Raw genomic sequence first — 26,597 nt, 5'->3', positions numbered from 1 at the left:
GGCTCCGCGCTCATCCTCGCACGTACTCCGGGGTACCGGGGCACGGTGCCCACGGAGTGGTCAGTGCGCGCAGGCGGCCGCCGCCTGCTTGCGCAGACCCCGTACCGCCTCGGCCGGATCCTCGGCCCCGTAGACGGCGGAGCCGGCCACGAAGACGTCCGCCCCGGCCTCGGCGCAGCGCTCGATGGTGGAGGCGGAGACTCCCCCGTCGACCTGGAGCCACAGGTCCAGACCGTGCTTGTCGATCAGCTTCCGGGCCCGGCGGATCTTGGGCAGCATGATGTCGAGGAAGGCCTGACCGCCGAAGCCCGGCTCCACGGTCATGATCAGCAGCATGTCGAGCTCGGGCAGCAGGTCCTCGTAGGGCTCGACGGGCGTGGCCGGCCGGAGCGCCATCGAGGCCCGCGCGCCCTTGGCGCGGATCTCCCGGGCGAGGCGCACGGGAGCGGCGGCCGCCTCCACGTGGAAGGTGACGGAGCCGGCGCCCGCCTCGACGTAGGCCGGGGCCCAGCGATCCGGGTCGGCGATCATCAGATGGCAGTCGAGCGGGGTCTCCGTCGCCTTGCGGAGGGACTCCACGACCGGCACGCCGAGCGTCAGGTTGGGGACGAAGTGATTGTCCATCACGTCGACGTGGAGCCAGTCCGCGCCCTCGACGGCCCGCGCCTCGTCGGCGAGGCGCGCGAAGTCGGCGGAGAGGATACTGGGGTTGATCTGCACGGCCATGTGTCCAGTATGGCGGTGCCCGCCCCCTCCCCGCGCACTGGGCGTACGGCTGTGGAAAACCACCCCGCACGGCCCTTGCGGGCGTGGGATGCTGTGCGGATCGCAGAGCACTCCTCGGGGGACGCCTTGGACGAGGCGGAGGTGGCGGGTGTGAAGGCTCCACGCGGCTGGGCGGTCCTGGTCTGCGGCAGGCGCGGCAAATGGGTCGTGGTCGCGCTCTGGCTGGTCCTGCTGGTCGCGGTCGCGCCGCTGGCCCAGAAGCTCACGGACGCGCAGCAGAACGACTCGTCCTCCTGGCTGCCGGGCGGCGCGGAGTCGACCCAGGTCCTGGAGCTGCAGAAGCGGTTCCTTCCCGACACCGCCCCGGCGGTCGTGGTCTACGCGCGGCCCGGTGGGCTCACCGACGCCGATCGTGCGACCGTTCGTCAGGACGCCGAGCGCATACGGGAGATGACCGCGCACGGCGTCTTCGGCGACCGCACCGTCGGCCCTGTGTACGAGAAGCGCGCCGCCGGCCCGCGCGGCGCGCAGCTCATCGTCCCCATCGACATGGACGAGGGCGGCTGGACGGGCCTCGCGGACGCGGTCGCCGGCATACGCGCCGTCACCGCCGACGACACCGGTGGCCTCGAGGTGCACATCACCGGACCGGGCGGCTTCGCGGCCGACTCCGCCGAGGCGTTCGAGGGCATCGACGGCACCCTGCTGTACAGCGCCCTCGCCGTGGTCGTCGTCATCCTGCTGCTGACCTACCGCAGCGTCACCCTCATCCTGCTGCCGGTCGTCTCGGTCGTCGGGGCGCTGTTCACCGCGCAGGCGGCCGTATACCTGCTGGCCGAGCACGCCGACCTCGTCGTCAACGCGCAGAGCGCGGGGATCCTCACCGTCCTGGTGTTCGGCGCCGGAACGGACTACGCGCTGCTACTGGTCGCCCGCTACCGCGAGGAGCTGCGCCGCCACGAGGACCGCCACGAGGCCATGGCGCTGGCCCTGCACCGGGCGGGGCCGGCCATCGTCGCCAGCGCCGCCACGGTCGCGGTGAGCATGCTGTGCCTGCTGGCCGCGGAGATGAACTCGACCTCCGGGCTCGGACCGGTCGCCGCCGTCGGCATAGCCATCGGCCTGGCCGCCATGCTGACGCTCTTCCCCGCGCTGCTGGTCATCGTGGGCCGCTGGGTGTTCTGGCCCGCCGTCCCGCACGTCGGTTCCGCCGAGCCCACCCGCGGCGGGCTGTGGTCCCGGGTGGGCCGCCGCATCGACCGGCGGCCGCGCGCGGTGTGGGTGGGCACCGCGGCCGCACTCGCGGCTCTCTCGCTGGGTCTGATCACGCTGGAGGCGGCGGGGCTGAGCAACGCCGAGAGCTTCACCGGAACACCCGACTCCGTCACCGGGCAGCAGGTCGAGGCCCGCTACTTCCCCGCCGGCTCCGGGCAGCCGCTGGTGGTGATCGCCGACGCGGGTGCGGCGGGGCAGGTCAAGGCGGCGCTCGACGGCGTCGAGGGCGTCGCGCCGGGCTCCGCGGTCGTACCGAAGGGCGCGCCCGCGCAGCGGGACGGCCTGGTCCACCTGGAGGCCACACTCACCGACCCGGCCGACAGCCAGGCCGCCAAGGACACCGTGGACCGCGCCCGCGAGACCCTGCACGCACTGCCCGGCGCCGACGCCAGGGTCGGCGGCGGCACGGCGGCGCAGCTCGACGCGGGTCGCGCGGCGGCGCGCGACAACAGGCTGCTCATCCCGATGATCCTCGTCGTCGTGCTGGTGATCCTCGGCATCCTGCTGCGGGCCCTCACGGCGCCCCTGGTGCTCATCGCGACGGTGGTGCTCTCCTTCGCCGCCGCGCTCGGCGTCAGCGCGCTCGCCTTCCGGCACGTCTTCGGCTTCCAGGGCGAGGACACGGCGTTCCCGCTGTTCGTCTTCGTGTTCCTGGTGGCGCTGGGGATCGACTACAACATCTTCCTGATGACGCGGATCCGCGAGGAGAGCGCGCTGTCCGGGACCCGCGAGGGCACCCTCACCGGTCTCGCCGCGACCGGCGGCGTGATCACCTCCGCGGGCCTGGTGCTCGCCGGCACCTTCGCGGCCCTGGCGACGCTGCCCGTCGTGGGCTTCGCGGAGATCGGCTTCGCGGTGGCGTTCGGCGTCCTGCTCGACACCCTGGTCGTACGGTCGGTGCTGGTCACCGCGATCACCCTCGACATGCGGCACCGCGTGTGGTGGCCGAGCCTGCTGGACGGTCCCCACGCCCCCGCGCCCCCGGGAGAGGAGCAGGTGGCGCCGGACGCCCCTCGCGTCGGTACCTGAGCCCCGGAACAGCCGTGACCGCCCGCGCCGGGCGCGGGCGGTCACTGCGGGACGGCGTGTGTCACGCGTTGGGACGCTTGCCGTGGTTGGCGCCCTTCTTCTTCCGGGCGCGCCGCTTGTTCCCTCGCTTGGACATGATGCCCAACCCTCTCGTACGGGACATTTCGACCGCGGTCAGTCTATGACCGGCCCCCCGCGGGCGGCACATCGGTGGCGCCCGCGGGCGCGCCGGGCGCGCACGCCGGCTCAGTCCGGGAAGTGCTCACGCATGAAGGCGTTCCGGAAGACCCCGGACGGGTCGAACCGGGCGGCGAGCGCCCGGAAGTCGTCGTAGCGCGGGTAGAGCTCGCGCAGTGCGTCGGGGGACGGGGCGGTGAAGAGCTTGCCCCAGTGCGGGCGGGCGGAGAAGGGGCGCAGCGCCTCCTCGACGACCCGGACCGCCCGCGCCACCGCCTCGGCGTCCGGGGCCCAGGTGAAGTGGAAGGCGACGCTGTCCCGTCCGTACGCCGGGCTGAGCCACAGGGAGTCGGCGGCCACGGTGCGGATCTCGCCGATGAGCACCTCGGACGAGAACCGCTCCCGCACCTGCCACAGGGCGTCGAACGCCGCCACGGCGTCGCGCCGGTCGACGAAGAACTCCGACTGGATCTCCTCGCCGCTGCTCGGGGTGAACTCCAGGCGGAAGTGCGGCAGCCGCGCGTACCAGGGGCCGACAAGGCCTTGCTGCGGCGTGCAGTGCGTACCGGGCATGCCCGGGATGGGGTGCCGGGGCCCGTCGGCCGCGGTGGCGCCGAACCACGTCCGCGGCGCGGGCTCAGCCCCGTCGGCCTCGACCCGCTCCTTGAGCCAGACCTGGTCGACGGCCCGCTCCCGCCAGCGGGTGAAGCCCGAGACGCTGTATCCGGCCGACATCACCGCGTCGAAGTTCTCCCGGAACTCCTCCCGCGGCATGTCCTCGTAGACGGTCTGGCGCACGGCGAAGGCCGGGACGAGGTCGAGGGTCAGCCGGGTCACGACGCCCAGGGCGCCCAGGGCGACGACCGAGCCGTCGAAGTCGGCCTCGCCCCGCCGGATCTCGGCGAGCTCTCCGTCGGCGGTGACCATGGTCATCCCGCGGACCGCGCCGGCCAGGCTGCGCCGCCCGGTGCCGGAGCCGTGGGTGCCGGTGGCGCACGCCCCGGCCACGGAGATGTGCGGCAGCGAGCCGAGGTTGTGCAGCGCCAGGCCCGCCTCGTCGATCGCGCGGACGATCTCGCCGAAGCGCAGCCCCGAACCGACCGTGGCGGTGCGCTCGGTGCGGTCGACGTCGATCACGGCGGGCAGCCGGGAGGTCGAGACGTGCTCGCCGTCGGTGTCGGCGACGGTGCTGAAGGAGTGCCGGGTCCCGAGGGCGCGCACCCGTGGGGCCCGGGCCACGATCTCCTGCAGCTCGGCGACGGACTCGGGGTGGTGGAGCCTTCGTGCGGTGAAGGCGACATTGCCGCCCCAGTTGCTCTCCGCGGGCATCGCGGTCGTTCCTTCCTGTCCGGCCCCCGCCGCCGGCCGCCGCGCGGTGCGCGGCCTGCCGGTCCGGCGGTTCCGGGCCTGCCGTTCCAGGACGATTCTCGCCGCTGCGGACGGCGGCGGAGGACAGGGGTACGCCGCGGGGCCGGGCGCGCCGGGTCCCGCCCGCCCCTTCAAGTATTGACGTGACCCCGTCACCCTGGCATGGTCTAGACCTAGCTGGGCTCAACGGGACGGTGCAGCAGGGAAGTTCACGCCGCCCTTGAAACGACGCACTCCACGACGCACGCCGCGCCGTGCCCGTGCGTGACCTCCTCCGAACCACCCGCGCCCGCCGTGCCGAGCACCCCCACGAAGCTCCCTCCCCCACGACCACGGCCCCGGGCCGGGTAAGGAGCGATTCTCCATGTCCACGTCCCTCGCCGGACGGCTTCCCACAGGACGTTCCGTCCTCGGCCCGTCCGCGGTGTTCGCCGTCCTCGCGGCGCTCCTGGCCACCCTGTTCGTCGCGACGCCGACCGCCCGCGCGGCGGACGGCCAGATCAGCGGCCTCGCGGGCAAGTGCGTCGACGTCGCCGGGGCGAACAACGCCAACGGCACCGCCGTACAGCTCTACGACTGCAACGGGACCGGCGCCCAGCGCTGGTCCAACCCGGGCGACGGCACGCTGCGCGCCCTCGGCAAGTGCCTCGACGTCGTCGACCGCAGCACCGCCGACGGGGCCGCGGTCCAGCTGTGGGACTGCTCCGGCAGCGCCAACCAGCAGTGGGTCGTCACCGCGGCGCGCGACATCGTCAACCCCGCCGCCAACAAGTGCCTGGACGTCAGGGGCAACAGCTCCGCCAACGCCACCCGGCTGCAGATCTGGACCTGCACGGGCGGTGCCAACCAGAAGTGGAACGCCCCCGCGAGCGGCGGTGGCGGCGGCACCAACCCGTCCGGGTTCGTGGTGAGCGAGTCCCAGTTCAACCAGATGTTCCCGGGCCGCAACGGCTTCTACACCTACAGCGGCCTGGTCGCCGCGCTGAGCTCCTACCCGGGCTTCGCCAACTCCGGTGGCGACACGGTCAAGAGGCAGGAGGCCGCCGCCTTCCTCGCCAACGTCAGCCACGAGACGGGCGGCCTGGTCTACGTGGTCGAGCAGAACACCGCCAACTACCCGCACTACTGCGACTGGGGCCAGCCCTACGGCTGCCCGGCCGGCCAGGCGGCCTACTACGGCCGCGGACCGATCCAGCTCAGCTGGAACTTCAACTACAAGGCCGCCGGCGACGCCCTCGGCATCGACCTGCTGGGCAACCCCTGGCGCGTGGAGCAGGACGCGGCCGTGGCCTGGCGCACGGGTCTTTGGTACTGGAACACCCAGAACGGCCCCGGCACCATGACCCCGCACAACGCCATGGTGAACCAGGCCGGCTTCGGCCAGACCATCCGCTCCATCAACGGCTCCCTCGAATGCGACGGCCGCAACCCGGCGCAGGTGCAGAGCCGGGTGAGCAAGTACCAGCAGTTCACGGCGATCCTCGGAGTCGGCCCCGGCGCCAACCTCTACTGCTGAGCTGCCGAGCCACCGCCGCGCGGGTGCGGTCCGGACGTCCGGACCGCACCCGCGCGCGCTCACTCCCCGGTGCGGCGCAGCAGGGCGAGGTACATCGCGTCGGTGCCGTGCAGATGGGGCCAGAGCTGGACGTCCGGGCCCTCGCCGAGGTCGGGGACCCCGGGCATGAGCGGGCGGGCGTCGACCCATTCGGCGGGGACGGCGCCCGGGCGGCCCAGGACGTCCTCCACGACGGCGCGGGTCTCGGCCGGATGCGGGGAGCAGGTCGCGTAGCCCACGACCCCGCCCACGCGCACCGCGCTCAGGGCGGACTCCAGCAGGCCGCGCTGCAGGGGCGCGAAGCCCGGGACGTCCTCGGCACGCCGGCGCCAGCGCGCCTCGGGACGGCGGCGCAGCGCGCCGAGGCCGGTGCAGGGCACGTCGACCAGGACGCGGTCGAAGGCGCCGGGACGCCAGGCGGGGCGGGTGCCGTCGGCGACGATCACCCCGTACGGGCCGGGGTTGCCCGCCAGGGCGCGGGCGACGAGCCGGGCCCGGTGCGGCTGCTTCTCGGAGGCGACCAGGGCCGCCCCGCGCTCCGCGGCGAGCGCGGCGAGCAGGGCCGCCTTGCCGCCGGGGCCGGCGCAGCCGTCCAGCCAGAGCCGGTCGGGGCCGTCGCCCAGCGGGGCCGCGGCCAGGGCGGCGGCGACGAGCTGGCTGCCCTCGTCCTGGACGCCCGCGCGGCCCTCGCGCACCGCCTCGATGGCCGCGGGGTCACCGCCCTCGGCGAGCCGGACCGCCCAGGGGGACCAGCGGCCCGGAAGAGTGGTGTCCGCGGGCACGGCGTCGGCGAGTTCCTGCGTGGTCGCGCGGCCGGGGCGCGCGACCAGGGTGACCTCGGGGCGCTCGTTGTCGGCCGCGAGCAGTTCCTCCATGCCCGCGCGGCCCCCGCCCAGGGCGTCCCACAGGGCCGAGACGATCCAGCGCGGGTGCGAGTGGACGACGGCGAGGTGGTCCTCGGCGTCCTCGTCGTAGGGCGGTGCCACCTCGTCCAGCCAGGCGTCCAGGTCGCGGGCGGCGATCCGGCGCAGCACCGCGTTGACGAACTTCGCGCGCCCGTCGCCGAGGACCACGCGGGCGAGCTCGACGGTGGCGGAGACGGCCGCGTGGGAGGGGATGCGGGTGCCCAGCAGCTGGTGGGTGCCGAGCGACAGCACGTCCAGCACGGGAGGGTCGACCTCGCGCAGCGGCCGGTCGACGCAGGCCGCAATGACGGCGTCGTACGTGCCCCGGCGGCGCAGGGTGCCGTACACCAGCTCGGTGGCGAGCGCGGCGTCGCGCCGGTCGAACTCCCGGCCCTTGCGCGCCGCCTCGGCCTCGGCCTCGCGCAGCAGCGCCGGCAGGACGAGGTTGGCGTACGCGTCGCGCTCGTCGACCGCCCGCAGCGCCTCGAACGCCAGGATGCGCACGGGGTCGCGCTGGGGCTTGCGGTAGGGCCGGCCGCCCTGCGGGGGCCCTCCCTGGTTGCGGCCCTGGCGGGCGGCGGGACGCGGTCGGCGGCGTGACGGTTCGCTCACGTGGAAGGTGCTCCGGGAGTGTCGGTGGTACGGCGGGGTGCGGTGCGCCCCGCTTCGAGCGTACGTGGGGGGCGCGGTCAGGCGCCGAGCCGCTCCCCGGAGGGGACGCGGACGCCGCGCGCCCAGTCGGCGGCGGGCATCGGCTTCTTGCCCTGCGGACGCACCTCGCCGAGCTCCACGGCGTGGCTTCCGGTGCCCGCGTACACGGCGCGCTTGGTGACCTCCAGTTCCCCGGGGGCCAGGTCGGTGCGGTCGGGCAGCAGGGTGACGGGGCCGACCTTGAGGCGTTCGCCGCCGAACAGCGTCCAGGCGCCGGGTGCCGGGGTGCAGCCGCGGATCACCCGGTCCACCCGCAGGGCAGGGGCGTTCCAGTCGACGCGGGCGTCGTCGACGGTGATCTTGGGGGCCAGGCTGACGCCCTCGGCAGGCTGCGGCCGGGCGACCAGCGCTCCGTCCTCGATGCCGTCCATGGTGGCGGCCAGCAGCTTCGCGCCGCTGTGCGAGAGCCGGGTCAGCAGGTCGCCGCTGGTGTCGCGGGGGCGGACGTCCTCGGTGACGACGCCGTACACCGGTCCGGAGTCCAGGCCCTCCTCGATGAGGAAGGTCGCGGCCCCGGTGACCTCGTCGCCCGCCATGACGGCGTGCTGCACGGGGGCGGCGCCGCGCCAGGCGGGCAGCAGGGAGAAGTGCAGGTTGACCCAGCCGCGGGCGGGCACGTCGAGGGCGACGCGGGGCAGCAGCGCGCCGTAGGCGACGACCGGGCAGCAGTCGGGGGCGATCTCGCGGAGCCGGGCCAGGAAGTCCTCGTCGCGGGGCCTGGCGGGCTTGAGGACCTCGATGCCGGCCTCCTCCGCGCGCTGGGCCACCGGGCTGGCGACGAGCTTGCGGCCGCGCCCCGCCGTGGCGTCCATCCGGGTGACCACGGCGACGACCTCGTGCCGGCCGGAGGCGAGCAGGGCGTCGAGGGCGGGAACGGCGACCTCGGGGGTGCCGGCGAAGACGAGCCTCATGCGTGCGGGATGCCTTTCTGCGGTGCGCGGCCCTACAGTGCGCGGCCGAATGTGCTGTGCGGGGAGACGCGGACCTCGGGCGCGGGCCGACCGGCCCACTCTGCGTCGCGTATCGCCTTCATCGCGGCCTTGCGCTGCTCGCGGTCGAGGCGGTCGATGAAGATGATGCCGTCGAGGTGGTCGGTCTCGTGCTGGATGCAGCGGGCGAGCAGTTGGGTGCCCTCGACGGTCACCGGGTCGCCGTGCATGGTGAAGCCCTTGGCGACGACGCCGTGGGCGCGCTTGGTGTCGAAGCGCAGCCCGGGCAGGGACAGGCAGCCCTCGGGGCCGTCCTGCTCCTCCTCGCTCAGGCTGAGGTCCGGGTTGACCAGATGGCCCAGCTCACCGTCGACGTGGTAGGTGAACACCCGCAGCGAGACGCCGATCTGAGGAGCCGCCAGGCCTGCGCCCGGGGCGTCCTTCATGGTCTCCTCGAGGTCCTTGACGAGGATGCGCAGCTCTTTGTCGAAGACGGTCACGGGCTGCGCCTTCATGCGCAGCACGGGGTCGCCGAAGAGGCGGATCGGCTGGATGGACACGCGGTGGCTCCGTGGTCGGACGGTGACAGGGCAACCGCCCCAGTCTATGGGCCATCGAGGTAGGGGCGCGCACCCATGCGCACGCCCCCTGGCGGGTGCGATGCGCCCCTTGGGCGTGACTCCACGGGAGTCTGGCGCGTTGGTCAATGGAGTTTGACCCACAAGAGCCGGTTCGAGAGGCCAGTTGATGCCCGAACACGCAACTCATGACGCCCAGGCCAGGGCGAGCCTGCACCTGCTGGTGCGGGACATCGAGCGGGTCCGCCGACAGGTCGACGCGCTGCGCACCCTCACCACCCAGCTGGGCAATGTCTACCGTCCCCGCCGGGGCGGGCCGTCCGCGGGATTCGTGGTCTACGGCCGCGCCCCCGCCCCCACCGTCCGGCTCGCCCAGGAGCTGCGGGACAGCGTCGAGACCCTGGTGACCTCGGCCGTGGAGTTCGACCGCTCCCTGGGCTTCAGCTGGGACGCCGTCGGCTCGGCGCTCGGCGTCACCAAGCAGGCCGTCCACCGGCGGTACGGCAACCGGCGCTCGGTGCCGGCCGGAGCGGCCGCCACGGAGGTGCACGGCGAGCCTCCGGCCCCGGCGGTCGTGCCCTCGGTCCCCGCGGTGCCCGCGGCCCGCGCGATGCCCGCGCACACCGCCCCCGCCACCCGCGAGGAGGCCGTCCCCGGTGCGGTCCCCTCTCCGCGCACGGGCTGATCCGGCGGTGCCCCGGGCACGCCCGCCCCGCCGCCCGCCACGCCGACAGGACGGCCGCCGGGGCGGGCGCGTACGGGCACGGACGCACCGCGGTCAGGGCCGCCGGTGCGCGGCGTGCGGCCCTGCCGGTTCGAGCTCCAGCTCCCCCACGGTCTGGCCGCCGCTGGACTCCCCCGTCGGCCGGAAGCCCAGCCGCAGGTAGAAGCGTTCCGGGCCGTCGGCGCCGGGATGCCAGGTGGTGGTGACCCGGGTGCCGCCCCGGCGGCGGACCTCCGCCGCGACGGACTCGACGGCGTACCTTCCGTAGCCGCGGCCCTGCTCGCCGGCCGCGACGGCGAGGCGCCACAGGCCGGAGCGCAGGTCGATGCCGCTTCCGTCGCCCGCGAAGTCGATGTCGAAGAAGGCCATGAGGAATCCGACGGTCCGGTCGCCGTCGACGATCAGCCGGGGCCAGGCCGTCTCCCCGTAGGCGTAGGCCTCCGCGAGGGACTTCACGACCGGGGCCACGAGGTGTTCCTGGTCGGGGCGGACCTTCAGGGCGATCGCGGCGTCGACGTTGTCCGGAGTGATCTTCTCCAGTCGGAGTGTGCTGGTCATACCCGGAACCCTAGGCGGGGGCGTCAAGGGCTTTCCCGAACTTTTCGTCAGGCCGCTTCGTCGTGGCACTTCGTCAGCGCGCTCCGTCGAGCGAGACCCGCACCCGGCCGCACCTAGCCGATGTCGGGCGGGTCGATGCGGACCCGGACCGGGTCGGGCTCCTTGCGGGCGATGCGGGCCGTCTGCGCGGATTTCAGGGCGGTCGCCAGGGCGGCGCCGTTCCCCGGCGGCACACGCAGCAGCACACGCTCCCAGCGCTCGCCCGGCGGGGTGTCCCCGGAGCGGCGGGGCCGCGCGGGGTCGGTGATCGGCAGCGGCACCGGGCCGAGGACATCGGTGCCCTCCGGGAGCCGGACCGTGGCCAGAAGATCGGCGACGGCGGCGGGGCGGCCGCTGACCGCCGCCATCCGGGAGACCGGGGGGAAGCCCAGCTCCGCGCGTTCGGCCAGCTCGCGCACGGCGTGGCCGACCGGGTCCCAGCGGACGAGGGCCTGCACGGGCCGCAGCGTGGGCTCGGCGAGGACGACCACCGTGCCGCCCTCGCCGGCCGGGCGCACCAGCGCCGCGGCCGCGGCCCACCGCCGCAGGGTCTCCTCGCCCGCCCGCAGGTCCGGACGGTTGAGCAGGGCCCAGCCGTCCAGCAGCAGCGCCGCCGCGTAACCGCCCTCGGCGACCGGTTCCGCGCCCGGGGTCGAGATCACCAGCGCGGGCGTGCCCGGCACGGACGCCAGCACGCCGTCGCGCCCGGAGGTCCGCACCGGCACCTTGGGGAAGGCCCGGCCGAGCTCGTCGGCGGTACGCCGGGCACCGACCACCTGGGCGCGCAGCCGGAAACCGCCGCACTCCTTGCAGTGCCAGCCCGCCTCGGGCCGCCCGCACCAGCCGCAGTGCGGCGCGCTCTCGCCGTCGCCGAGTTGCAGCGGCCCCGCGCAGTGCGCGCACCGGGCGGGCTCACGGCAGCGCTCGCAGGCCAGCCGCGGCACATAACCCCGCCTGGGCACCTGCACCAGCACCGGGCCCCGCTGCAGCGCGTCCCGGGTCACCTGCCAGGCCACCGACGGCAGCCGTGCCGCGCGCGCGGCGGCGTCCCGCGCCTCGTCGCCCTCGCCGATCGTACGGACCATGGGCGCGGCGGCCCGTACCCGCTCGCGCGGTGCGGTCAGCGGCAGCGCCCACTGGGTGTCGACCAGTTGGGCGCCCTCCACGGTGCAGGTGAGACCGCCGAGCAGGAAGCCCGCCCGCTCCTCGGCGGCCCGCAGCAGCAGGACGTCCCGGGCGTGCGGCTGCGGTGCGTGCTGCTCGGAGTGGCTGGAGTCGCCGTCGTCCCAGAGCACGGCCAGCCCGAGGTCCGCCACCGGCGCGAACATCGCGGCCCTGGTGCCGACGACGGCGCGTACGCTGCCCCGGCTCACGGCGAGCCAGCGGCGGTACCGCTCCTCCGGTCCGGCGTCGGCGGTCAGCAGCACATGGCGGCCCTCGCCGACGATCGCGGTCAGCGCCTCGTCGACACGGGCGGCCGCGCGGCCGTCCGGCACGACGGCCAGCGCACCGCGCCCCGAGGCCAGCGCCGCCGCCATGGCGCGGGCGATCTCCTCGGGCCAGTGCGGCCCGGGCAGCGCCGTCCACACCGCCCGCGGGGTGTCCCCGCGGGCCAGCGCCTGCAGGAACGCGGGCCCCGTCGGATAGCGCCGCCACGGCCCAGGCTCCGGCGGGCGGGGTGCCGGGAGCGGATCGCGTACCGGCTCCGCCTCGGCCTTGGCCCGGCGCGGCGGCACCGCGAGCTGCACGATGTCGGCGAGGGCGCCCGCGTAGCGGTCGGCGACGGCCCGGCACAGCTTGAGCAGGCCGGGGGTGAGCACCTCCTCGGGCGACAGGACCTGGGCGAGCGGGGCCAGCGGGCCCCGGTAGTCGCTCTCGGTCAGCCGGTCGACGATGAAGCCGTCGTGCAGCTCGCCGCCCTCGCGCCGGCCGCCCTTTCCCACCCGGCCGCCGAACCGCACGCGGACGCGCACGCCGGGCCGCGCCTCGGCGTCCATGGCGGCGGGGACCGCGTAGTCGAAGTACTGGTCGAGGTGGAGCAGGCCCTTGTCGACCAGCACGCGCGCCACCGGTAGCCCTTCGGCCAGCGCCGCGCCCCGCCAGGTGCGCGGCTTGGCGCGGGGCTCCTTGGCCTTGCGCACCGTCTCCCGGATGAGCGCGAGCTGCTCTCCCCCGTGCGGCTCCGCCGCCGGGGACACCTGGCGGTCGTCCTCGCTGCTCACAGCCTCAGTGTTACCAGACGCGTCGGACACCCGGCCCCGCGCCCGGGCACCCGGGGCCCAGGCCCCATGCCCACCGGTGAGGGGAGTTCGCAGCGGCCGGACGCGGTCGGGGCCGGAGCGCGGCGCAGGCCTCCGGTGCCGGGTACCCGCTGCCACCGCGGGTGCTGCGGGTCCCGCCCCGCTCCCCGCGCACGCCGACGGCCCCGGACCGAGGGGGTCCGGGGCCGTCGTCGGGCCGTGGATGCGGCAGGCCTAGAGGCCGGCCGCCTGGCGCAGCGCCTCGACGCGGTCGGTGCGCTCCCAGGTGAAGTCCGGCAGCTCACGGCCGAAGTGGCCGTACGCCGCGGTCTGGGAGTAGATCGGGCGGAGCAGGTCGAGGTCGCGGATGATCGCGGCCGGGCGGAGGTCGAAGACCTGGCCGATGGCCTGCTCGATCTTCTCGTGGTCCACGGTGTGGGTACCGAAGGTCTCCACGAACAGGCCCACGGGCTCGGCCTTGCCGATCGCGTAGGCGACCTGGACCTCGCAGCGCGAGGCGAGGCCCGCGGCGACGACGTTCTTGGCGACCCAGCGCATGGCGTAGGCGGCGGAGCGGTCGACCTTGGACGGGTCCTTGCCGGAGAAGGCGCCGCCGCCGTGGCGGGCCATGCCGCCGTAGGTGTCGATGATGATCTTGCGGCCGGTGAGGCCGGCGTCGCCCATCGGGCCGCCGATCTCGAAGCGCCCGGTGGGGTTCACCAGCAGCCGGTAGCCCTCGGTGTCGATCTTGATGCCGTCCTCCAGCAGCGCCTTCAGCTCCGGCTCCACGACGAACTCGCGGATGTCGGGCGCGAGCAGCGACTCGAGGTCGATGTCGCTGGCGTGCTGCGAGGAGACGACGACGGTGTCGAGGCGCACGGCCTTGTCGTCGTTGTACTCGATGGTGACCTGGGTCTTGCCGTCGGGCCGCAGGTAGGGGATGGTCCCGTTCTTGCGGACCTCGGTGAGCCGCCGGGAGAGCCGGTGCGCCAGCGTGATCGGGAGCGGCATCAGCTCGGGGGTCTCGTCGCAGGCGTAGCCGAACATCAGACCCTGGTCGCCCGCGCCCTGCCGGTCGAGCTCGTCCTCGTCGCCCTCGACGCGGCTCTCGTAGGCCGTGTCGACACCCTGCGCGATGTCCGGGGACTGCGCGCCGATGGAGACCGAGACACCGCAGGACGCGCCGTCGAAGCCCTTCTTCGACGAGTCGTAGCCGATGTCGAGGATCTTGTTCCGCACCAGGGTCGCGATGTCCGCGTATCCCTTGGTGGTGACCTCTCCGGCGACGTGCACCAGACCGGTGGTGATCAACGTCTCGACGGCGACGCGCGAGGAGGGGTCCTCCTTGAGCAGGGCGTCGAGGATCGTGTCGCTGATCTGGTCAGCGATCTTGTCGGGGTGACCCTCGGTCACGGACTCCGAGGTGAACAGGCGGCGGGACACATCGCTCCCTGGGGTTGCAGCGGCTGCTGGCTGATCATTGGCGGCTCGCGCGGGGCTGCGCCCGGCGGGCCATGGCTCAGTTTATCGTCCGACTCATGCGCAGGGACACGGCATCTCGCACCTTGGATATGCCGTGACCTGCGACACTGTGCATCACCTCGGGACGGAACGCCAGTAGCTCACACGCACCGTCCCGAAGTGTCGTCAGCTCAGCCGGGCCGCGACCAGGTCCCACACCTGCTCCGCCAGGGCCTCTTTCGGCCCGTACGGCACGGCGGTCTCGGTGCCGTCGGCGCCGAGCACGACGGCCTCGTTCTCCTCCGACCCGAAAGCCTTGTGGTCGCCCACCTCGTTGACGACCAGCAGGTCGCAGCCCTTGCGGGCGAGCTTGGCACGGCCGTTGGCCAGGACGTCGTCGGTCTCGGCGGCGAAGCCCACGACGATCTGCGCGGGGTGCGGCCGTTCGGCTGAGAGCTCGGCGAGCACGTCGGGGTTGCGCACCAGTTCCACGGGCGCGGGCTCCTCGCCGTCCTTCTTCTTGATCTTGCCCTCGGCGTACCGCGCCGGACGGAAGTCCGCGACGGCCGCCGCCATCACCACCACGTCGGCGTCGGACGCGGCCTTCAGCACCGCCTCGCGCAGCTGCACCGCCGTCCCGACGCGCACCACGTCCGCCCCCGCAGGGTCGGCGAGGCCGGTGTTGGCGGAGACCAGGGTGACCCTGGCGCCCCGGGCCAGGGCCGTACGGGCGAGGGCGTAGCCCTGCTTGCCGGAGGAGCGGTTCCCCAGGTAGCGGACCGGGTCGAGGGGCTCGCGGGTGCCTCCGGCGCTGATGACGACGTGGCGTCCGGCCAGGTCGGTCTCCAGTGCGCGCGGGCCGCGCAGCAGCACCCTGCGGCAGGCCTCGAAGATCTCGGCGGGCTCGGGCAGCCGGCCCTTGCCGGTGTCGACGCCGGTGAGGCGGCCGACCGCGGGTTCCAGCACGATGGCGCCGCGGCGGCGCAGCGTCGCCACGTTCTCCTGGGTGGCGGCGTGCTCCCACATCTCGGTGTGCATGGCGGGCACGAACACCACGGGACAGCGCGCGGTGAGCAGGGTGTTGGTCAGCAGGTCGTCGGCGAGACCGTGGGCCGCCTTGGCGAGCACGTCGGCGGTGGCCGGGGCGACCACGACGAGGTCCGCGCCCTGCCCGATGCGCACGTGCGGCACCTCGTGGACGCTCTCCCACACCTCGGTCGAGACGGGGTTGCCCGACAGCGCCGACCAGGTGGCCTCACCGACGAAGTGCAGCGCCGAGGCGGTGGGCACGACGCGTACGTCGTGTCCCGACTCGGTGAACCGGCGCAGCAGCTCGCATGCCTTGTAGGCGGCGATCCCGCCGCTCACGCCCAGGACGACCTGTGGCTTCCCCATCGCCTCTCCCGCGCTGTGTTGGACCGTGGTGCGTACTACCCCATGACACACCACGGGCCCGGCGGTCGTACCGCCGGGCCCGTGGTCTGACGCGTGGGCGCGGTTACTGGACCGGGCCCTCGACGGCCTCGGAGGTCAGCAGACCCGCGTTGATCTCGCGCAGCGCGATCGACAGCGGCTTCTCGTGCACGTGGGTGTCCACGAGCGGGCCGACGTACTCGAGCAGGCCCTCGCCGAGCTGCGAGTAGTAGGCGTTGATCTGACGGGCACGCTTGGCCGCGTAGATCACGAGGCTGTACTTCGAGTCGGTGGCCTCGAGCAGCTCGTCGATCGGCGGGTTGATGATGCCCTCGGGCGTGGTGATGGAAGAGGACACGCTCTACCTTCCGATTGGGTGCAAAAAGATCAGACTACGGCCATCAAGGCTAGCAGCTCGCGCGCGACGTCCTCGACAGAGGTGTTCACCAGGGTGGTGTCGAACTCCGGCTCGGCCGCCAGCTCGACCCGCGCGGCCTCCAGCCGGCGCTCGATGACCTCGGGCGCCTCGGTGCCCCGGCCGGTGAGCCGGCGGACCAGCTCGTCCCAGCTCGGCGGCGCGAGGAAGATCAGCTGTGCCTCGGGCATCGACTCCCGGACCTGGCGGGCGCCCTGCAGGTCGATCTCCAGCAGGACCGGCTCGCCGGCCTCAAGGCGCGCCAGCACCGCCTGGCGCGGTGTGCCGTACCGGTTCCCCGCGAATTCGGCCCACTCCAGCAGTTCGCCGTTGGCGACGAGCTTGTCGAACTCGTCGTTCTCGACGAAGTAGTAGTGCACCCCGTGTTCCTCACCGGGGCGGGGCCTGCGGGTGGTGGCCGAGACGGAGAGCCACACCTCGGGGTGGACTGTGCGCATATGAGCGACGACCGTGCTCTTGCCGACCCCCGAGGGGCCGGAGAGCACGGTCAGCCGCGGACGTTCACTCATGGAGCGATTATCCCGGTTCCCGGAGGGTGCTGGGAACGTCAGACAGCGGGGCTGCCGAACTCGCGCTCCAGGGATGCGATCTGGTTGGAGCCGAGCCCGCGGACCCGGCGGCTCTCGGAGATGCCGAGCCGCTCCATGATCTGCTTGGCGCGGACCTTGCCCACGCCGGGCAGGGACTCCAGGAGGGCGGAGACCTTCATCTTGCCGATGACGTCGTTCTCCTGGCCCTGCTTGATGACCTCGTGCAGCGAGGCGCCGGAGTGCTTGAGCCGATTCTTGACCTCGGCGCGCTCCCGGCGAGCCGCGGCGGCCTTCTCGAGCGCGGCAGCGCGCTGTTCAGGGGTAAGGGGCGGAAGAGCCACGCCTACGTCACCTCGGAAGTAGAACTGTCGGATACGGACCGGTGTGGAACCTAGTCGCCCCCCACCTGCAGGGGCAACGTGAAACGCGCACCTTGCGCGCTCTCGTCGGAGACTAGCGGCCCCAGCGGCCGCAGTCAGCGCAAACAAGAAGAAAAGTCCTGGTCAGCGTCAACCGACCAGGACTTTTGGGACAAATCTGCGCAGGTTTCCGGACGTCTTGACCGCTACTTGACGACCGAGGCCAGTTCCGCGGCCTCCCTTTCGGCCGCTTCGCGGAGCGCCGCGACGGACGGTCCGAGCTTGAGGACACCCCTGCTGACGCTCGGCACGACATTGCGCACGGCGTCCCCGAACACCCTGGGGAGGTCGGCCGCGGTGGCCCCCTGGGCACCGATCCCGGGGGCGAGGAGGGGCCCGTTCACGGCCAGGTCCACACCCGCCTCGCCGAGCGTCGCGCCGACGACGGCGCCGACCGATCCGAGCGGCACGTCACCCTCGTTCTCGGCCGCGATGTGGTTCAGCATCACCTGGGCGAGGGACGCGCCGCCCGCCGCGGTTGACCGCTGCACTTCCGCGCCCTCCGGATTGGAGGTCAGGGCGAGCACGAAGACGCCGCTGCCGCTCGCCCGGGCGGCGTCCAGGGCGGGGCGCAGCGAGCCGAACCCCAGGTACGGGCTGACGGTGACCGCGTCCGAGAAGAGCGACGAGGCGGGATCGAGGTAGGTGGCGGCGTACGCGGCCATGGTGGAGCCGATGTCGCCGCGCTTGGCGTCCATCAGCACCAGGGCGCCGGCCGCGCGGGCCTCGGCGACGGCCGCCTCCAGGACGGCGATGCCGCGGGAGCCGAAGCGCTCGAAGAAGGCGCTCTGCGGCTTGAGGACGGCGACCCGGTCGGCCAGCGCCTCCACCACGGTGCGGGTGAAGCGCTCCAGGCCGGCGACGTCGTCCTGCAGGCCCCAGGCGGAGAGCAGGGAGGAGTGCGGGTCGATGCCGACGCAGAGCGGCCCACGGGTGTCCATGGCGCGGCGCAGCCTGGCGCCGAAGGGCTCGGGATTCATCGCGGGGTGGCTGCCTTCCGGGTCTCGGCGCCGACGGCGTCGGCGAGGGTGGCGTACGGGCTGGCCTGCAGCAGGGCGGCGAGGTCCCGGTGGATCGTGCGGCACCAGAAGGGGCCCCGGTAGACGAAGGCGCTGTAGCCCTGCACGAGGGTGGCGCCGGCCAGGATGCGCTGCCAGACGTCCTCGGCGGTCTCGACCCCGCCCACCCCGACGAGGGTGATGCGGTCGCCGACGCGGGCGTACAGACGGCGCAGCACCTCCAGGGAGCGTTCCTTGAGGGGGGCGCCGGACAGGCCGCCGGTCTCCTTGACCAGCGAGGCGTCCGAGCGCAGGCCGAGGCCGTCGCGGGCGACGGTGGTGTTGGTGGCGATGATGCCGTCCAGGCCGAGTTCGAGGGCGAGGTCGGCGACGGCGTCCACGTCCTCGTCGGCGAGGTCGGGGGCGATCTTGACCAGCAGGGGGACGCGGCGGCCGGTGACGCTGCGGTCGGCGGCCTCGCGCACGGCGCTGAGCAGGGGACGCAGGTGGTCGACGGCCTGCAGGTTGCGCAGTCCCGGGGTGTTCGGCGAGGAGACGTTGACGACGAGGTAGTCGGCGTGCCCGGCGAGCCGCTCGGTGGAGGTCACGTAGTCGGCGACCGCCTCCTCCTCCGGGACGACCTTGGTCTTGCCGATGTTGACGCCGACCGTGGTCGGGAAGACCGCCCTGCGGGCGGCCAGGCGCGCGGCGACCGCGGCCGAGCCCTCGTTGTTGAAGCCCATGCGGTTGATCAGGGCGCGGTCGGCGACCAGGCGGAAGAGCCGCTGCCTGGGGTTGCCCGGCTGCGGCCGGGCGGTGACGGTGCCGATCTCGACGTGGTCGAAGCCGAGCATGGTGAGCCCGTCGATCCCGACGGCGTTCTTGTCGAAGCCGGCGGCGAGCCCGAAGGGGCCGTGCATCCGGCGGCCCAGCGCCTCGGTGCGCAGCGCAGGGTGCCGCGGGGCGAGCAGCGCGGCGGCGAAGGTGCGCAGGACGGGGATACGGGCGGCGAGGCGGATCCAGCCGAAGGCGAGGTGGTGGGCCTGCTCGGGGTCGAGGCGCTTGAAGAACAGGTTGAACAGCAGGGAGTACATGCGGGGCCTTCCACGGCGGGCGAACTGAGGGGCTCGTGAAGAGGGGGACACCGGATCGGTGTCCCCCTCTCGTGCCTAGGCCTCGCGGGCGGCGGTCAGGTGTTCCGCGTGTTCCTGCAAGGAGCGGACCCCGACGTCGCCCCGGTTCAGCGCGTCGACGCCCTGGACGGCGGCGGCGAGCGCCTGCACCGTCGTCAGGCACGGCACGCCGCGCGCGACGGCGGCGGTGCGGATGTCGTAGCCGTCGAGGCGGCCGCCGGTGCCGAACGGGGTGTTGACGATGAGGTCGATGGCGCCCTCGTGGATGAGCTCGATGACGGTCGGCTCGCCGTTGGGGCCGGTGCCCTCGCTCTTCTTGCGCACCACGGTGGCCTCGATGCCGTTGCGCTTGAGCACCTCGGCGGTGCCGGAGGTGGCCAGCAGCTCGAAGCCGTGCTCGACCAGCGCTCGGGCCGGGAAGATCAGCGCGCGCTTGTCGCGGTTGGCGACCGAGACGAAGGCCCGGCCCTTGGTCGGCAGCGCACCATAGGCGGCGGCCTGCGACTTGGCGTACGCGGTGCCGAAGACCGAGTCGATGCCCATGACCTCGCCGGTGGAGCGCATCTCCGGGCCGAGGACGGTGTCGACGCCCCGGCCCTGCACGTCGCGGAAGCGGCTCCAGGGCAGCACGGCCTCCTTGACGGAGATCGGCGCGTCCAGCGGCAGGGTGCCGCCGTCGCCGTGCGCCGGGAGCAGTCCCTCGGCGCGCAGCTCGGCGATGGTGGCGCCGAGCGAGATCCGGGCGGCCGCCTTGGCCAGCGGGACCGCCGTCGCCTTGGAGGTGAAGGGGACGGTGCGGGAGGCGCGCGGGTTGGCCTCCAGCACGTAGAGGATGTCACCGGCCAGGGCGAACTGGATGTTGATCAGGCCCTGGACGCCGACGCCCTTTGCGATGGCCTCGGTGGAGGCGCGCAGCCGCTTGACGTCGTGGCCGCCGAGGGTGATCGGGGGCAGGGCGCACGCGGAGTCGCCGGAGTGGATTCCGGCCTCCTCGATGTGCTCCATGACGCCGCCGAGGTAGAGCTCGTGGCCGTCGTAGAGCGCGTCGACGTCGATCTCGATGGCGTCGTCGAGGAAGCGGTCGACCAGCACCGGGCGGTCGGGGCCGATCTCGGTGGACTCGGCGATGTAGGAGGCGAGGCGGGTCTCGTCGTAGACGATCTCCATGCCGCGGCCGCCGAGCACGTACGAGGGCCGGACCAGGACCGGGTAGCCGATCTCGTCGGCGATGGCCTTGGCCTCCTCGAAGGTGGTGGCCGTGCCGTGCTTGGGGGCCGGCAGGCCCGCCCGGTCCAGGACGCGGCCGAAGGCACCGCGGTCCTCCGCGAGGTGGATGGCCTCGGGCGAGGTGCCGACGACCGGCACGCCGTTGTCCTTCAGCGCCTGTGCGAGGCCGAGCGGGGTCTGGCCGCCGAGTTGGACGACGACGCCCGCCACGGGGCCGGCCTGCTGCTCGGCGTGGACGATCTCCAGGACGTCCTCCAGGGTGAGCGGCTCGAAGTAGAGCCGGTCGGAGGTGTCGTAGTCGGTGGAGACGGTCTCGGGGTTGCAGTTGACCATGACGGTCTCGTAGCCCGCGTCGCTCAGCGCGAAGGAGGCGTGCACGCACGAGTAGTCGAACTCGATGCCCTGGCCGATACGGTTCGGGCCCGAGCCCAGGATGATCACCGCGGGCTTCTCGCGCGGCGCGACCTCGCTCTCCTCGTCGTAGGACGAGTAGAAGTACGGGGTGCGGGCGGCGAACTCGGCGGCACAGGTGTCGACCGTCTTGTAGACCGGCCGGACGCCGAGGGCGTGCCGGACCTCGCGGACGACGTCCTCGCGCAGGCCGCGGATCTCGGCGAGCTGGGCGTCGGAGAAGCCGTAGCGCTTGGCCTCGGCGAGCAGCTCGGGGTCGAGCTTGTCGGCGGCGGCGAGTTCGTCGGCGATCTCCTTGATCAGGAAGAGCTGGTCGACGAACCAGGGGTCGATCTTCGTGGCGTCGAAGACCTCCTGCGGGGTGGCGCCGGCCCGGATCGCCTGCATGACGGTGTTGATCCGGCCGTCCGTGGGGCGCACGGCGGCGAGCAGCAGCTCGTCCTTGTCGCCCGGGTCACCGGTGAAGGCGAACTGGCTGCCCTTCTTCTCCAGGGAGCGCAGCGCCTTCTGCAGCGCCTCGGGGAAGTTGCGGCCGATGGCCATGGCCTCGCCGACCGACTTCATGGTCGTGGTGAGCGTCGCGTCGGCGACCGGGAACTTCTCGAAGGCGAAGCGCGGCACCTTCACGACGACGTAGTCGAGCGTCGGCTCGAAGGAGGCCGGGGTCTGCTCGGTGATGTCGTTGGGGATCTCGTCGAGGGTGTAGCCGACGGCGAGCTTGGCGGCGATCTTGGCGATCGGGAAGCCCGTCGCCTTGGAGGCGAGCGCCGAGGAGCGGGAGACGCGCGGGTTCATCTCGATGACGATGACCCGGCCGTCCTCGGGGTCGACCGCGAACTGGATGTTGCAGCCGCCGGTGTCGACGCCTACCTCGCGGATGACGGCGATGCCGATGTCGCGCAGGATCTGGTACTCGCGGTCGGTCAGCGTCATGGCGGGCGCGACGGTGATGGAGTCGCCGGTGTGCACGCCCATGGGGTCGAAGTTCTCGATGGAGCAGACGACCACGACGTTGTCGTGCTTGTCGCGCATCAGCTCCAGCTCGTACTCCTTCCAGCCGAGGATGGACTCCTCCAGGAGCACCTCGGTGGTCGGGGAGAGCGTCAGGCCCTGGCCGGCGATGCGGCGCAGTTCCTCCTCGTCGTGGGCGAAGCCGGAGCCGGCGCCGCCCATGGTGAAGGAGGGGCGGACGACGACGGGGTAGCCGCCCAGGGTGTCGACTCCCGCGACGACCTCGTCCATGGTGTGGCAGATGACCGAGCGGGCGGACTCTCCGTGGCCGATCTTGGTGTTGACGGCCGCGACGACCTCCTTGAACAGGTCGCGGTCCTCGCCCTTGTTGATGGCCTCGACGTTGGCGCCGATCAGCTCGACGCCGTACTTGTCGAGGACACCCGCCTTGCTGAGCGAGATCGCGGTGTTGAGCGCGGTCTGCCCGCCCAGGGTGGGCAGGAGCGCGTCGGGGCGCTCCTTGGCGATGATCTTCTCGACGAACTCGGGGGTGATCGGCTCCACATAGGTGGCGTCGGCGATCTCCGGGTCGGTCATGATCGTCGCCGGGTTGGAGTTCACCAGGATCACCCGGAGGCCCTCGGCGCGCAGGACGCGGCAGGCCTGGGTGCCGGAGTAGTCGAACTCTGCGGCCTGGCCGATGACGATCGGGCCGGAGCCGATGACCAGGACGGACTGGATATCGGTGCGCTTAGGCACGCTGGCCCTCCATGAGCTTCACGAAGCGGTCGAACAGGTACGCGGCGTCGTGCGGACCTGCGGCGGCCTCGGGGTGGTACTGGACGCTGAAGGCGGGGGTGTCGAGCAGCCGCAGGCCCTCGACCACGTCGTCGTTGAGACACACGTGGGAGACCTCGACCCGCCCGTAGGGGGTGTCGGTGACCTGGTCGAGCGGCGCGTCCACGGCGAAGCCGTGGTTGTGCGCGGTGACCTCGACCTTGCCGGTGGAACGGTCCTGCACCGGCTGGTTGATGCCGCGGTGGCCGTACTTCAGCTTGTAGGTGCCGAAGCCGACGGCGCGGCCGAGCAGCTGGTTGCCGAAGCAGATGCCGAACAGCGGGGTCTTGCGCTCCAGGACGCCCTGGATGACGGTCAGGTCCGCGGTGGCCGGGTCGCCGGGGCCGTTGGAGAGGAAGACGCCGTCGGGGCCGACCGCGTAGACCTCGTCCAGGGTGGCGCCGGCGGGCAGCACGTGCACCTCGATACCGCGTTCGGCCATGCGCTGCGGGGTCATCCCCTTGATGCCGAGGTCGATGGCGGCGACGGTGAACTTCTTCTCGCCGATCGCCGGGACGACGTACGGCTCCTTGGTGGCGACCTCGGCCGACAGGTCGGCGCCCTTCATCTGGGGGACGGCCTGCACCGCGGCCAGCAGCGCGGCCTCGTCGGCCCGCGCCTTGTCGCCGGAGAAGATGCCGACCCGCATGGCGCCGCGCTCGCGCAGGTGACGGGTGAGCGCCCGGGTGTCGATGCCGCTGATGCCGACGACGCCCTGGCGGGTCAGCTCCTCGTCCAGGGTGCGGCGGGAGCGCCAGTTGGACGGCACACGGGCGGGGTCGCGGACGACGTACCCGGCCACCCAGATGCGGGAGGACTCCTGGTCCTCGTCGTTGACGCCGGTGTTGCCGACGTGGGGGGCGGTCATGACGACGACCTGCCGGTGGTATGACGGGTCCGTCAGGGTCTCCTGGTAGCCGGTCATGCCGGTGGAGAAGACGGCCTCGCCGAAGGTCTCCCCCACGGCCCCGTAGGCGCGGCCGCGGAAGGTGCGGCCGTCCTCCAGGACGAGTACGGCAGGGACCCTCGCGGGCCGCTGGGTGGAGGTCGTCATCGTGCGCCTTCCTGGTCGTGCGTGAGAGTGTTCAGGGCCTCGACCCACGCGGCGTGCTCGGCGGCGTGGTCCGAGCGGAAGCCGGAGTCGATCAGCCGGTCGCCGTGCGCCCAGGTGACCACCAGCAGGCCGCCCTCGGTGAGGACCTTGCCTGCGATGCCCTTGTCGAGGCGTGCGCCGCGCAGATTCGCGGCCGGGACGAAGAAGCTCGGCGCGCCGGTGCGCTCGACGTCCAGTCCGCGGTCGGTGAGGGTGAGCTCGACCCGGCTGCGCACGCCCAGCCCGTGGGCGACGATGCGGTCCAGCCACTGACCGGCGGTGGTGCTGCCGTGGTAGCGGCCGCTGGTCGTCAGCAGGGCGGGCCGGGGCTCGCCGGGCTCCTCGGGGGCGGTGGGGAGGGCCGGCAGGTCGCTCTGGAGGGTGCCGCGCCACTTCCAGCCCTGGCGCATCAGCCAGTAGACGAGGGCGATGAAGAGCAGCAGCCCGACGACCCAGCCGATGCGGGCCGACCAGTCAGTGACCTCGGCGGATTGCTTCCCCTCCGCCGCGATGAGTACCAGAGGTGTCACGAGAGCTTCCCGTCCATGACCGTCGCCTTGCCCCGCAGGAAGGTGGCGAACACCTGGCCCGGCAGCTCCAGACCCTCGTAAGGGGTGTTGCGGCTGCGGGAGGCGAAGCCCGCGGGATTCACCTCACCACGGTATGCCGGATCGACCAGCGTGAGGTTCGCGGGCTCACCAGCCGAGACGGGCCGTCCGTGGCCGGAGAGGCGGCCGATGGCCGCGGGGCGGAACGACATCCGGTCGGCAACGCCGGCCCAGTCGAGCAGGCCGGTGTCCACCATGGCGTGCTGGACGACCGACAGCGCGGTCTCCAGGCCGATCATGCCCATGGCCGCCGCGCCCCACTCGCAGTCCTTGTCCTCGTGCGGGTGCGGGGCGTGGTCGGTGGCGACGCAGTCGATCGTGCCGTCGGCGAGCGCCTCGCGCAGCGCCATGACGTCGGCCTCGGTGCGCAGCGGCGGGTTGACCTTGTAGACGGGGTTGTAGGTGCGCACCAGTTCGTCGGTGAGGAGCAGGTGGTGCGGGGTGACCTCGGCGGTGACGTCCCAGCCCTTGGACTTGGCCCAGCGGACGATCTCGACCGAGCCGGCCGTGGACAGGTGGCAGATGTGCACGCGGGAGCCGACGTGCGCGGCGAGCAGCACGTCGCGGGCGATGATCGACTCCTCGGCGACGGCGGGCCAGCCGGTCAGCCCCAGCTCGCCGGAGACGACGCCCTCGTTCATCTGGGCGCCCTCGGTCAGCCGGGGCTCCTGGGCGTGCTGGGCGACGACGCCGTCGAAGGCCTTCACGTACTCCAGGGCGCGGCGCATGATCACTGCGTCGTCCACGCACTTGCCGTCGTCGGAGAAGACCCGCACACCGGCGGCGGAGTCCGCCATCGCGCCGAGTTCGGCGAGCTTCCTGCCCTCCAGGCCCACCGTGACGGCGCCGACCGGCTGGACGTCGCAGTAGCCGTGCTCGCGGCCGAGGCGCCAGACCTGCTCGACGACACCCGCTGTGTCGGCGACGGGGAAGGTGTTGGCCATCGCGTGGACGGCGGTGTAGCCGCCCGCGGCGGCGGACCGCGTGCCCGTGAGGACGGTCTCGGAGTCCTCGCGGCCGGGCTCGCGCAGGTGGGTGTGGAGGTCCACCAGGCCCGGCAGGAGGATCTTGCCGTCGGCCTCGACCACGGTGGCGCCCTCGGGGGCGGTCAGGTCCAGGCCGACCTCGGCGATGGTCTCGCCGTCGATCAGGACGTCCTGCGGCTCTCCGCCGAGGATCCTCGCGCCGCGGATCAGGGTCTTCGTGGTCGCGCTCATGCTTGGTTGTTCTCCTCGGTGCGGGCGGGGGCGGGGGCGGAGACGGCGGGCTCGGCGCCGCCGAGCAGCAGGTACAGCACGGCCATGCGGATGCTGACGCCGTTCTTCACCTGCTCGACGGCGGTGCAGCGCGGCGAGTCGGCGACCTCGGCGGTGATCTCCATGCCGCGGTTCATCGGGCCGGGGTGCATCACGACGGCGTGCTCGGGCAGCGCGGCCATGCGCAGGCCGTCGAGGCCGTAGCGGCGGGAGTACTCGCGCTCGGTGGGGAAGAAGGCGGCGTTCATGCGCTCGCGCTGGACGCGCAGCATCATCACGGCGTCGGACTTGGCGAGCACCGCGTCCAGGTCGTAGGAGACCTCGCAGGGCCAGTCCTCGACGCCGATCGGCAGCAGGGTGGGCGGCGCCACCAGGGTGACCTCGGCGCCGAGGGTGCCCAGCAGCAGCACATTGGAGCGGGCCACCCGGCTGTGCAGGACGTCGCCGACGATCGTGATGCGGCGGCCGGCCAGGTCGCGGCCGGGGCCGGACAGGTGGCGGCGCATGGTGAAGGCGTCCAGCAGCGCCTGCGTGGGGTGCTCGTGGGTGCCGTCGCCGGCGTTGACCACGCTGCCGCCGATCCAGTCGGAGTACGCCAGCCGGTGCGGGGCGCCGGACATGTGGTGGCGGATGACGACGGCGTCGGCGCCCATGGCCTCCAGGGTGAGGGCGGTGTCCTTCAGGGACTCGCCCTTGGACACCGAGGAACCCTTGGCGGAGAAGTTGATGACGTCGGCCGACAGGCGCTTGGCGGCGGCCTCGAAGGAGATGCGGGTGCGGGTCGAGTCCTCGAAGAAGAGGTTGACGACCGTGCGGCCGCGCAGGGTCGGCAGTTTCTTGATGGGGCGGTCGGCGACGCGGGCCATCTCCTCCGCCGTGTCGAGCACGAGGAGGGCGTCGTCACGGGTGAGGTCGGCGGCCGAGATCAGGTGGCGCTTCATCGGGTCACTCCGGAGGATGCGTGCGGGGGCGGACTGGGTGGCGGCACGCCACGTCTCCCGGGCAGGCCG

General features: G+C 73.1%; 23 protein-coding genes. 3 read left to right on the top strand and 20 right to left on the bottom strand.

Annotated features, from left to right (window positions below; all coding sequences use genetic code 11):
* Positions 1-60: 60 nt before the first annotated feature.
* Positions 61-726, bottom strand: coding sequence for a ribulose-phosphate 3-epimerase (rpe, locus tag CHF15_RS34195; protein WP_089227800.1), 666 nt, complete (start codon positions 724-726; stop codon positions 61-63).
* A 150-nt stretch (positions 727-876) separates the two neighbouring features.
* Between rpe and CHF15_RS34190 the strand changes: the two genes are divergently transcribed.
* Positions 877-3,030: an MMPL family transporter gene (locus tag CHF15_RS34190; RefSeq protein WP_245939179.1), complete on the top strand. Its 2,154-nt coding sequence runs from the start codon at positions 877-879 to the stop codon at positions 3,028-3,030.
* 61 nt (positions 3,031-3,091) lie between these two features.
* Here the strand turns inward: CHF15_RS34190 and CHF15_RS46785 are convergent, their stop codons facing one another.
* Positions 3,092-3,166, bottom strand: coding sequence for a 50S ribosomal protein bL37 (locus tag CHF15_RS46785; RefSeq protein ID WP_373297613.1), 75 nt, complete (start codon positions 3,164-3,166; stop codon positions 3,092-3,094).
* Positions 3,167-3,276: 110 nt separating this feature from the next.
* A complete protein-coding gene (locus tag CHF15_RS34185; protein ID WP_089227798.1) occupies positions 3,277-4,536 on the bottom strand; it encodes an FAD-binding protein in 1,260 nt (419 codons plus the stop codon).
* A gap of 403 nt (positions 4,537-4,939) precedes the next feature.
* Between CHF15_RS34185 and CHF15_RS34180 the strand changes: the two genes are divergently transcribed.
* A complete protein-coding gene (locus CHF15_RS34180; protein ID WP_089227797.1) occupies positions 4,940-6,091 on the top strand; it encodes a chitinase in 1,152 nt (383 codons plus the stop codon).
* 59 nt (positions 6,092-6,150) lie between these two features.
* On the opposite strand, the gene CHF15_RS34175 is transcribed toward CHF15_RS34180, so the two are convergent.
* The 3 genes from CHF15_RS34175 to def all read right to left on the bottom strand — a co-directional run bounded on the left by CHF15_RS34175 (position 6,151) and on the right by def (position 9,235).
* The gene (locus tag CHF15_RS34175) at positions 6,151-7,647 is read right to left on the bottom strand and encodes an RsmB/NOP family class I SAM-dependent RNA methyltransferase (protein WP_410169677.1); all 1,497 of its coding nucleotides are present in this window, start codon (positions 7,645-7,647) and stop codon (positions 6,151-6,153) included.
* A gap of 77 nt (positions 7,648-7,724) precedes the next feature.
* Complete coding sequence (gene fmt, locus CHF15_RS34170) at positions 7,725-8,657, bottom strand: methionyl-tRNA formyltransferase (RefSeq protein ID WP_089227796.1); 933 nt, start codon at positions 8,655-8,657, stop codon at positions 7,725-7,727.
* Between the two features lie 32 nt (positions 8,658-8,689).
* Positions 8,690-9,235 carry a peptide deformylase gene (def, locus tag CHF15_RS34165; RefSeq protein ID WP_089227795.1) on the bottom strand — a complete coding sequence of 182 codons (546 nt, stop codon included), beginning with the start codon at positions 9,233-9,235 and terminating at the stop codon, positions 8,690-8,692.
* A gap of 187 nt (positions 9,236-9,422) precedes the next feature.
* Here def and CHF15_RS34160 point away from each other — a divergent pair, with 187 nt between their 5' ends.
* On the top strand, positions 9,423-9,938 hold the full coding sequence (locus tag CHF15_RS34160) for a hypothetical protein (RefSeq protein WP_089227834.1): 516 nt from the start codon (positions 9,423-9,425) through the stop codon (positions 9,936-9,938).
* A gap of 93 nt (positions 9,939-10,031) precedes the next feature.
* Here the strand turns inward: CHF15_RS34160 and CHF15_RS34155 are convergent, their stop codons facing one another.
* The 14 genes from CHF15_RS34155 to CHF15_RS34090 all read right to left on the bottom strand — a co-directional run bounded on the left by CHF15_RS34155 (position 10,032) and on the right by CHF15_RS34090 (position 26,528).
* Positions 10,032-10,535, bottom strand: coding sequence for a GNAT family N-acetyltransferase (locus CHF15_RS34155; RefSeq protein ID WP_089227794.1), 504 nt, complete (start codon positions 10,533-10,535; stop codon positions 10,032-10,034).
* Between the two features lie 113 nt (positions 10,536-10,648).
* Positions 10,649-12,796 (bottom strand): primosomal protein N', encoded by a 2,148-nt coding sequence (locus CHF15_RS34150; RefSeq protein ID WP_089227793.1) that lies wholly within the window; start codon positions 12,794-12,796, stop codon positions 10,649-10,651.
* A 252-nt stretch (positions 12,797-13,048) separates the two neighbouring features.
* Positions 13,049-14,257, bottom strand: a complete 1,209-nt coding sequence (gene metK, locus CHF15_RS34145; protein ID WP_089227792.1) for a methionine adenosyltransferase — start codon at positions 14,255-14,257, stop codon at positions 13,049-13,051.
* Positions 14,258-14,461: 204 nt separating this feature from the next.
* On the bottom strand, positions 14,462-15,670 hold the full coding sequence (coaBC, locus tag CHF15_RS34140) for a bifunctional phosphopantothenoylcysteine decarboxylase/phosphopantothenate--cysteine ligase CoaBC (RefSeq protein WP_089227791.1): 1,209 nt from the start codon (positions 15,668-15,670) through the stop codon (positions 14,462-14,464).
* 103 nt (positions 15,671-15,773) lie between these two features.
* Entirely contained in the window at positions 15,774-16,046 is a 273-nt protein-coding gene (gene rpoZ, locus CHF15_RS34135; protein WP_018564174.1) for a DNA-directed RNA polymerase subunit omega, read from the bottom strand.
* Positions 16,047-16,075: 29 nt separating this feature from the next.
* On the bottom strand, positions 16,076-16,633 hold the full coding sequence (gene gmk, locus CHF15_RS34130; RefSeq protein ID WP_089227790.1) for a guanylate kinase: 558 nt from the start codon (positions 16,631-16,633) through the stop codon (positions 16,076-16,078).
* Positions 16,634-16,671: 38 nt separating this feature from the next.
* Complete coding sequence (locus CHF15_RS34125; RefSeq protein WP_089227789.1) at positions 16,672-16,995, bottom strand: integration host factor; 324 nt, start codon at positions 16,993-16,995, stop codon at positions 16,672-16,674.
* Between the two features lie 224 nt (positions 16,996-17,219).
* Positions 17,220-18,053, bottom strand: coding sequence for an orotidine-5'-phosphate decarboxylase (gene pyrF, locus CHF15_RS34120; RefSeq protein WP_089227788.1), 834 nt, complete (start codon positions 18,051-18,053; stop codon positions 17,220-17,222).
* Positions 18,050-19,165 (bottom strand): quinone-dependent dihydroorotate dehydrogenase, encoded by a 1,116-nt coding sequence (locus CHF15_RS34115; RefSeq protein WP_089227787.1) that lies wholly within the window; start codon positions 19,163-19,165, stop codon positions 18,050-18,052. The genes pyrF and CHF15_RS34115 overlap by 4 nt, the downstream gene beginning before the upstream one ends.
* A 75-nt stretch (positions 19,166-19,240) precedes the next feature.
* Complete coding sequence (carB, locus tag CHF15_RS34110; protein WP_089227786.1) at positions 19,241-22,552, bottom strand: carbamoyl-phosphate synthase large subunit; 3,312 nt, start codon at positions 22,550-22,552, stop codon at positions 19,241-19,243.
* Positions 22,545-23,684 (bottom strand): glutamine-hydrolyzing carbamoyl-phosphate synthase small subunit, encoded by a 1,140-nt coding sequence (gene carA, locus CHF15_RS34105; protein WP_089227785.1) that lies wholly within the window; start codon positions 23,682-23,684, stop codon positions 22,545-22,547. Before carA ends, carB begins: the two co-directional genes overlap by 8 nt.
* Positions 23,681-24,253, bottom strand: a complete 573-nt coding sequence (locus tag CHF15_RS34100) for a PH-like domain-containing protein (RefSeq protein ID WP_089227784.1) — start codon at positions 24,251-24,253, stop codon at positions 23,681-23,683. The genes carA and CHF15_RS34100 overlap by 4 nt, the downstream gene beginning before the upstream one ends.
* Positions 24,250-25,548 (bottom strand): dihydroorotase, encoded by a 1,299-nt coding sequence (locus CHF15_RS34095; RefSeq protein ID WP_089227783.1) that lies wholly within the window; start codon positions 25,546-25,548, stop codon positions 24,250-24,252. The genes CHF15_RS34100 and CHF15_RS34095 overlap by 4 nt, the downstream gene beginning before the upstream one ends.
* The gene (locus tag CHF15_RS34090) at positions 25,545-26,528 is read right to left on the bottom strand and encodes an aspartate carbamoyltransferase catalytic subunit (protein WP_018564183.1); all 984 of its coding nucleotides are present in this window, start codon (positions 26,526-26,528) and stop codon (positions 25,545-25,547) included. The genes CHF15_RS34095 and CHF15_RS34090 overlap by 4 nt, the downstream gene beginning before the upstream one ends.
* Between the last annotated feature and the right edge of the window lie 69 nt (positions 26,529-26,597).

The sequence above is a fragment of the Actinacidiphila glaucinigra genome, assembly GCF_900188405.1.
In the GTDB taxonomy this organism is placed as follows: domain Bacteria; phylum Actinomycetota; class Actinomycetes; order Streptomycetales; family Streptomycetaceae; genus Actinacidiphila; species Actinacidiphila glaucinigra.
Note: the sequence above shows the minus strand (reverse complement) of the source record. Positions and strands in the feature narration are given on the sequence as shown.

What these genes read in the sequence shown, in the direction of transcription:
- CHF15_RS34185 (WP_089227798.1), bottom strand. Translation starts at nt 4,536, where the DNA reads ATGCCCGCGGAGAGCAACTGGGGCGGCAATGTCGCCTTCACCGCACGA.
- rpe (WP_089227800.1), bottom strand. Translation starts at nt 726, where the DNA reads ATGGCCGTGCAGATCAACCCCAGTATCCTCTCCGCCGACTTCGCGCGC.
- fmt (WP_089227796.1), bottom strand. Translation starts at nt 8,657, where the DNA reads ATGAGGCTCGTCTTCGCCGGCACCCCCGAGGTCGCCGTTCCCGCCCTC.
- carA (WP_089227785.1), bottom strand. Translation starts at nt 23,684, where the DNA reads ATGACGACCTCCACCCAGCGGCCCGCGAGGGTCCCTGCCGTACTCGTC.
- CHF15_RS34115 (WP_089227787.1), bottom strand. Translation starts at nt 19,165, where the DNA reads ATGTACTCCCTGCTGTTCAACCTGTTCTTCAAGCGCCTCGACCCCGAG.
- coaBC (WP_089227791.1), bottom strand. Translation starts at nt 15,670, where the DNA reads ATGGGGAAGCCACAGGTCGTCCTGGGCGTGAGCGGCGGGATCGCCGCC.
- CHF15_RS34180 (WP_089227797.1), top strand. Translation starts at nt 4,940, where the DNA reads ATGTCCACGTCCCTCGCCGGACGGCTTCCCACAGGACGTTCCGTCCTC.
- pyrF (WP_089227788.1), bottom strand. Translation starts at nt 18,053, where the DNA reads ATGAATCCCGAGCCCTTCGGCGCCAGGCTGCGCCGCGCCATGGACACC.
- CHF15_RS34090 (WP_018564183.1), bottom strand. Translation starts at nt 26,528, where the DNA reads ATGAAGCGCCACCTGATCTCGGCCGCCGACCTCACCCGTGACGACGCC.
- gmk (WP_089227790.1), bottom strand. Translation starts at nt 16,633, where the DNA reads ATGAGTGAACGTCCGCGGCTGACCGTGCTCTCCGGCCCCTCGGGGGTC.
- CHF15_RS34155 (WP_089227794.1), bottom strand. Translation starts at nt 10,535, where the DNA reads ATGACCAGCACACTCCGACTGGAGAAGATCACTCCGGACAACGTCGAC.
- CHF15_RS34160 (WP_089227834.1), top strand. Translation starts at nt 9,423, where the DNA reads ATGCCCGAACACGCAACTCATGACGCCCAGGCCAGGGCGAGCCTGCAC.
- CHF15_RS34095 (WP_089227783.1), bottom strand. Translation starts at nt 25,548, where the DNA reads ATGAGCGCGACCACGAAGACCCTGATCCGCGGCGCGAGGATCCTCGGC.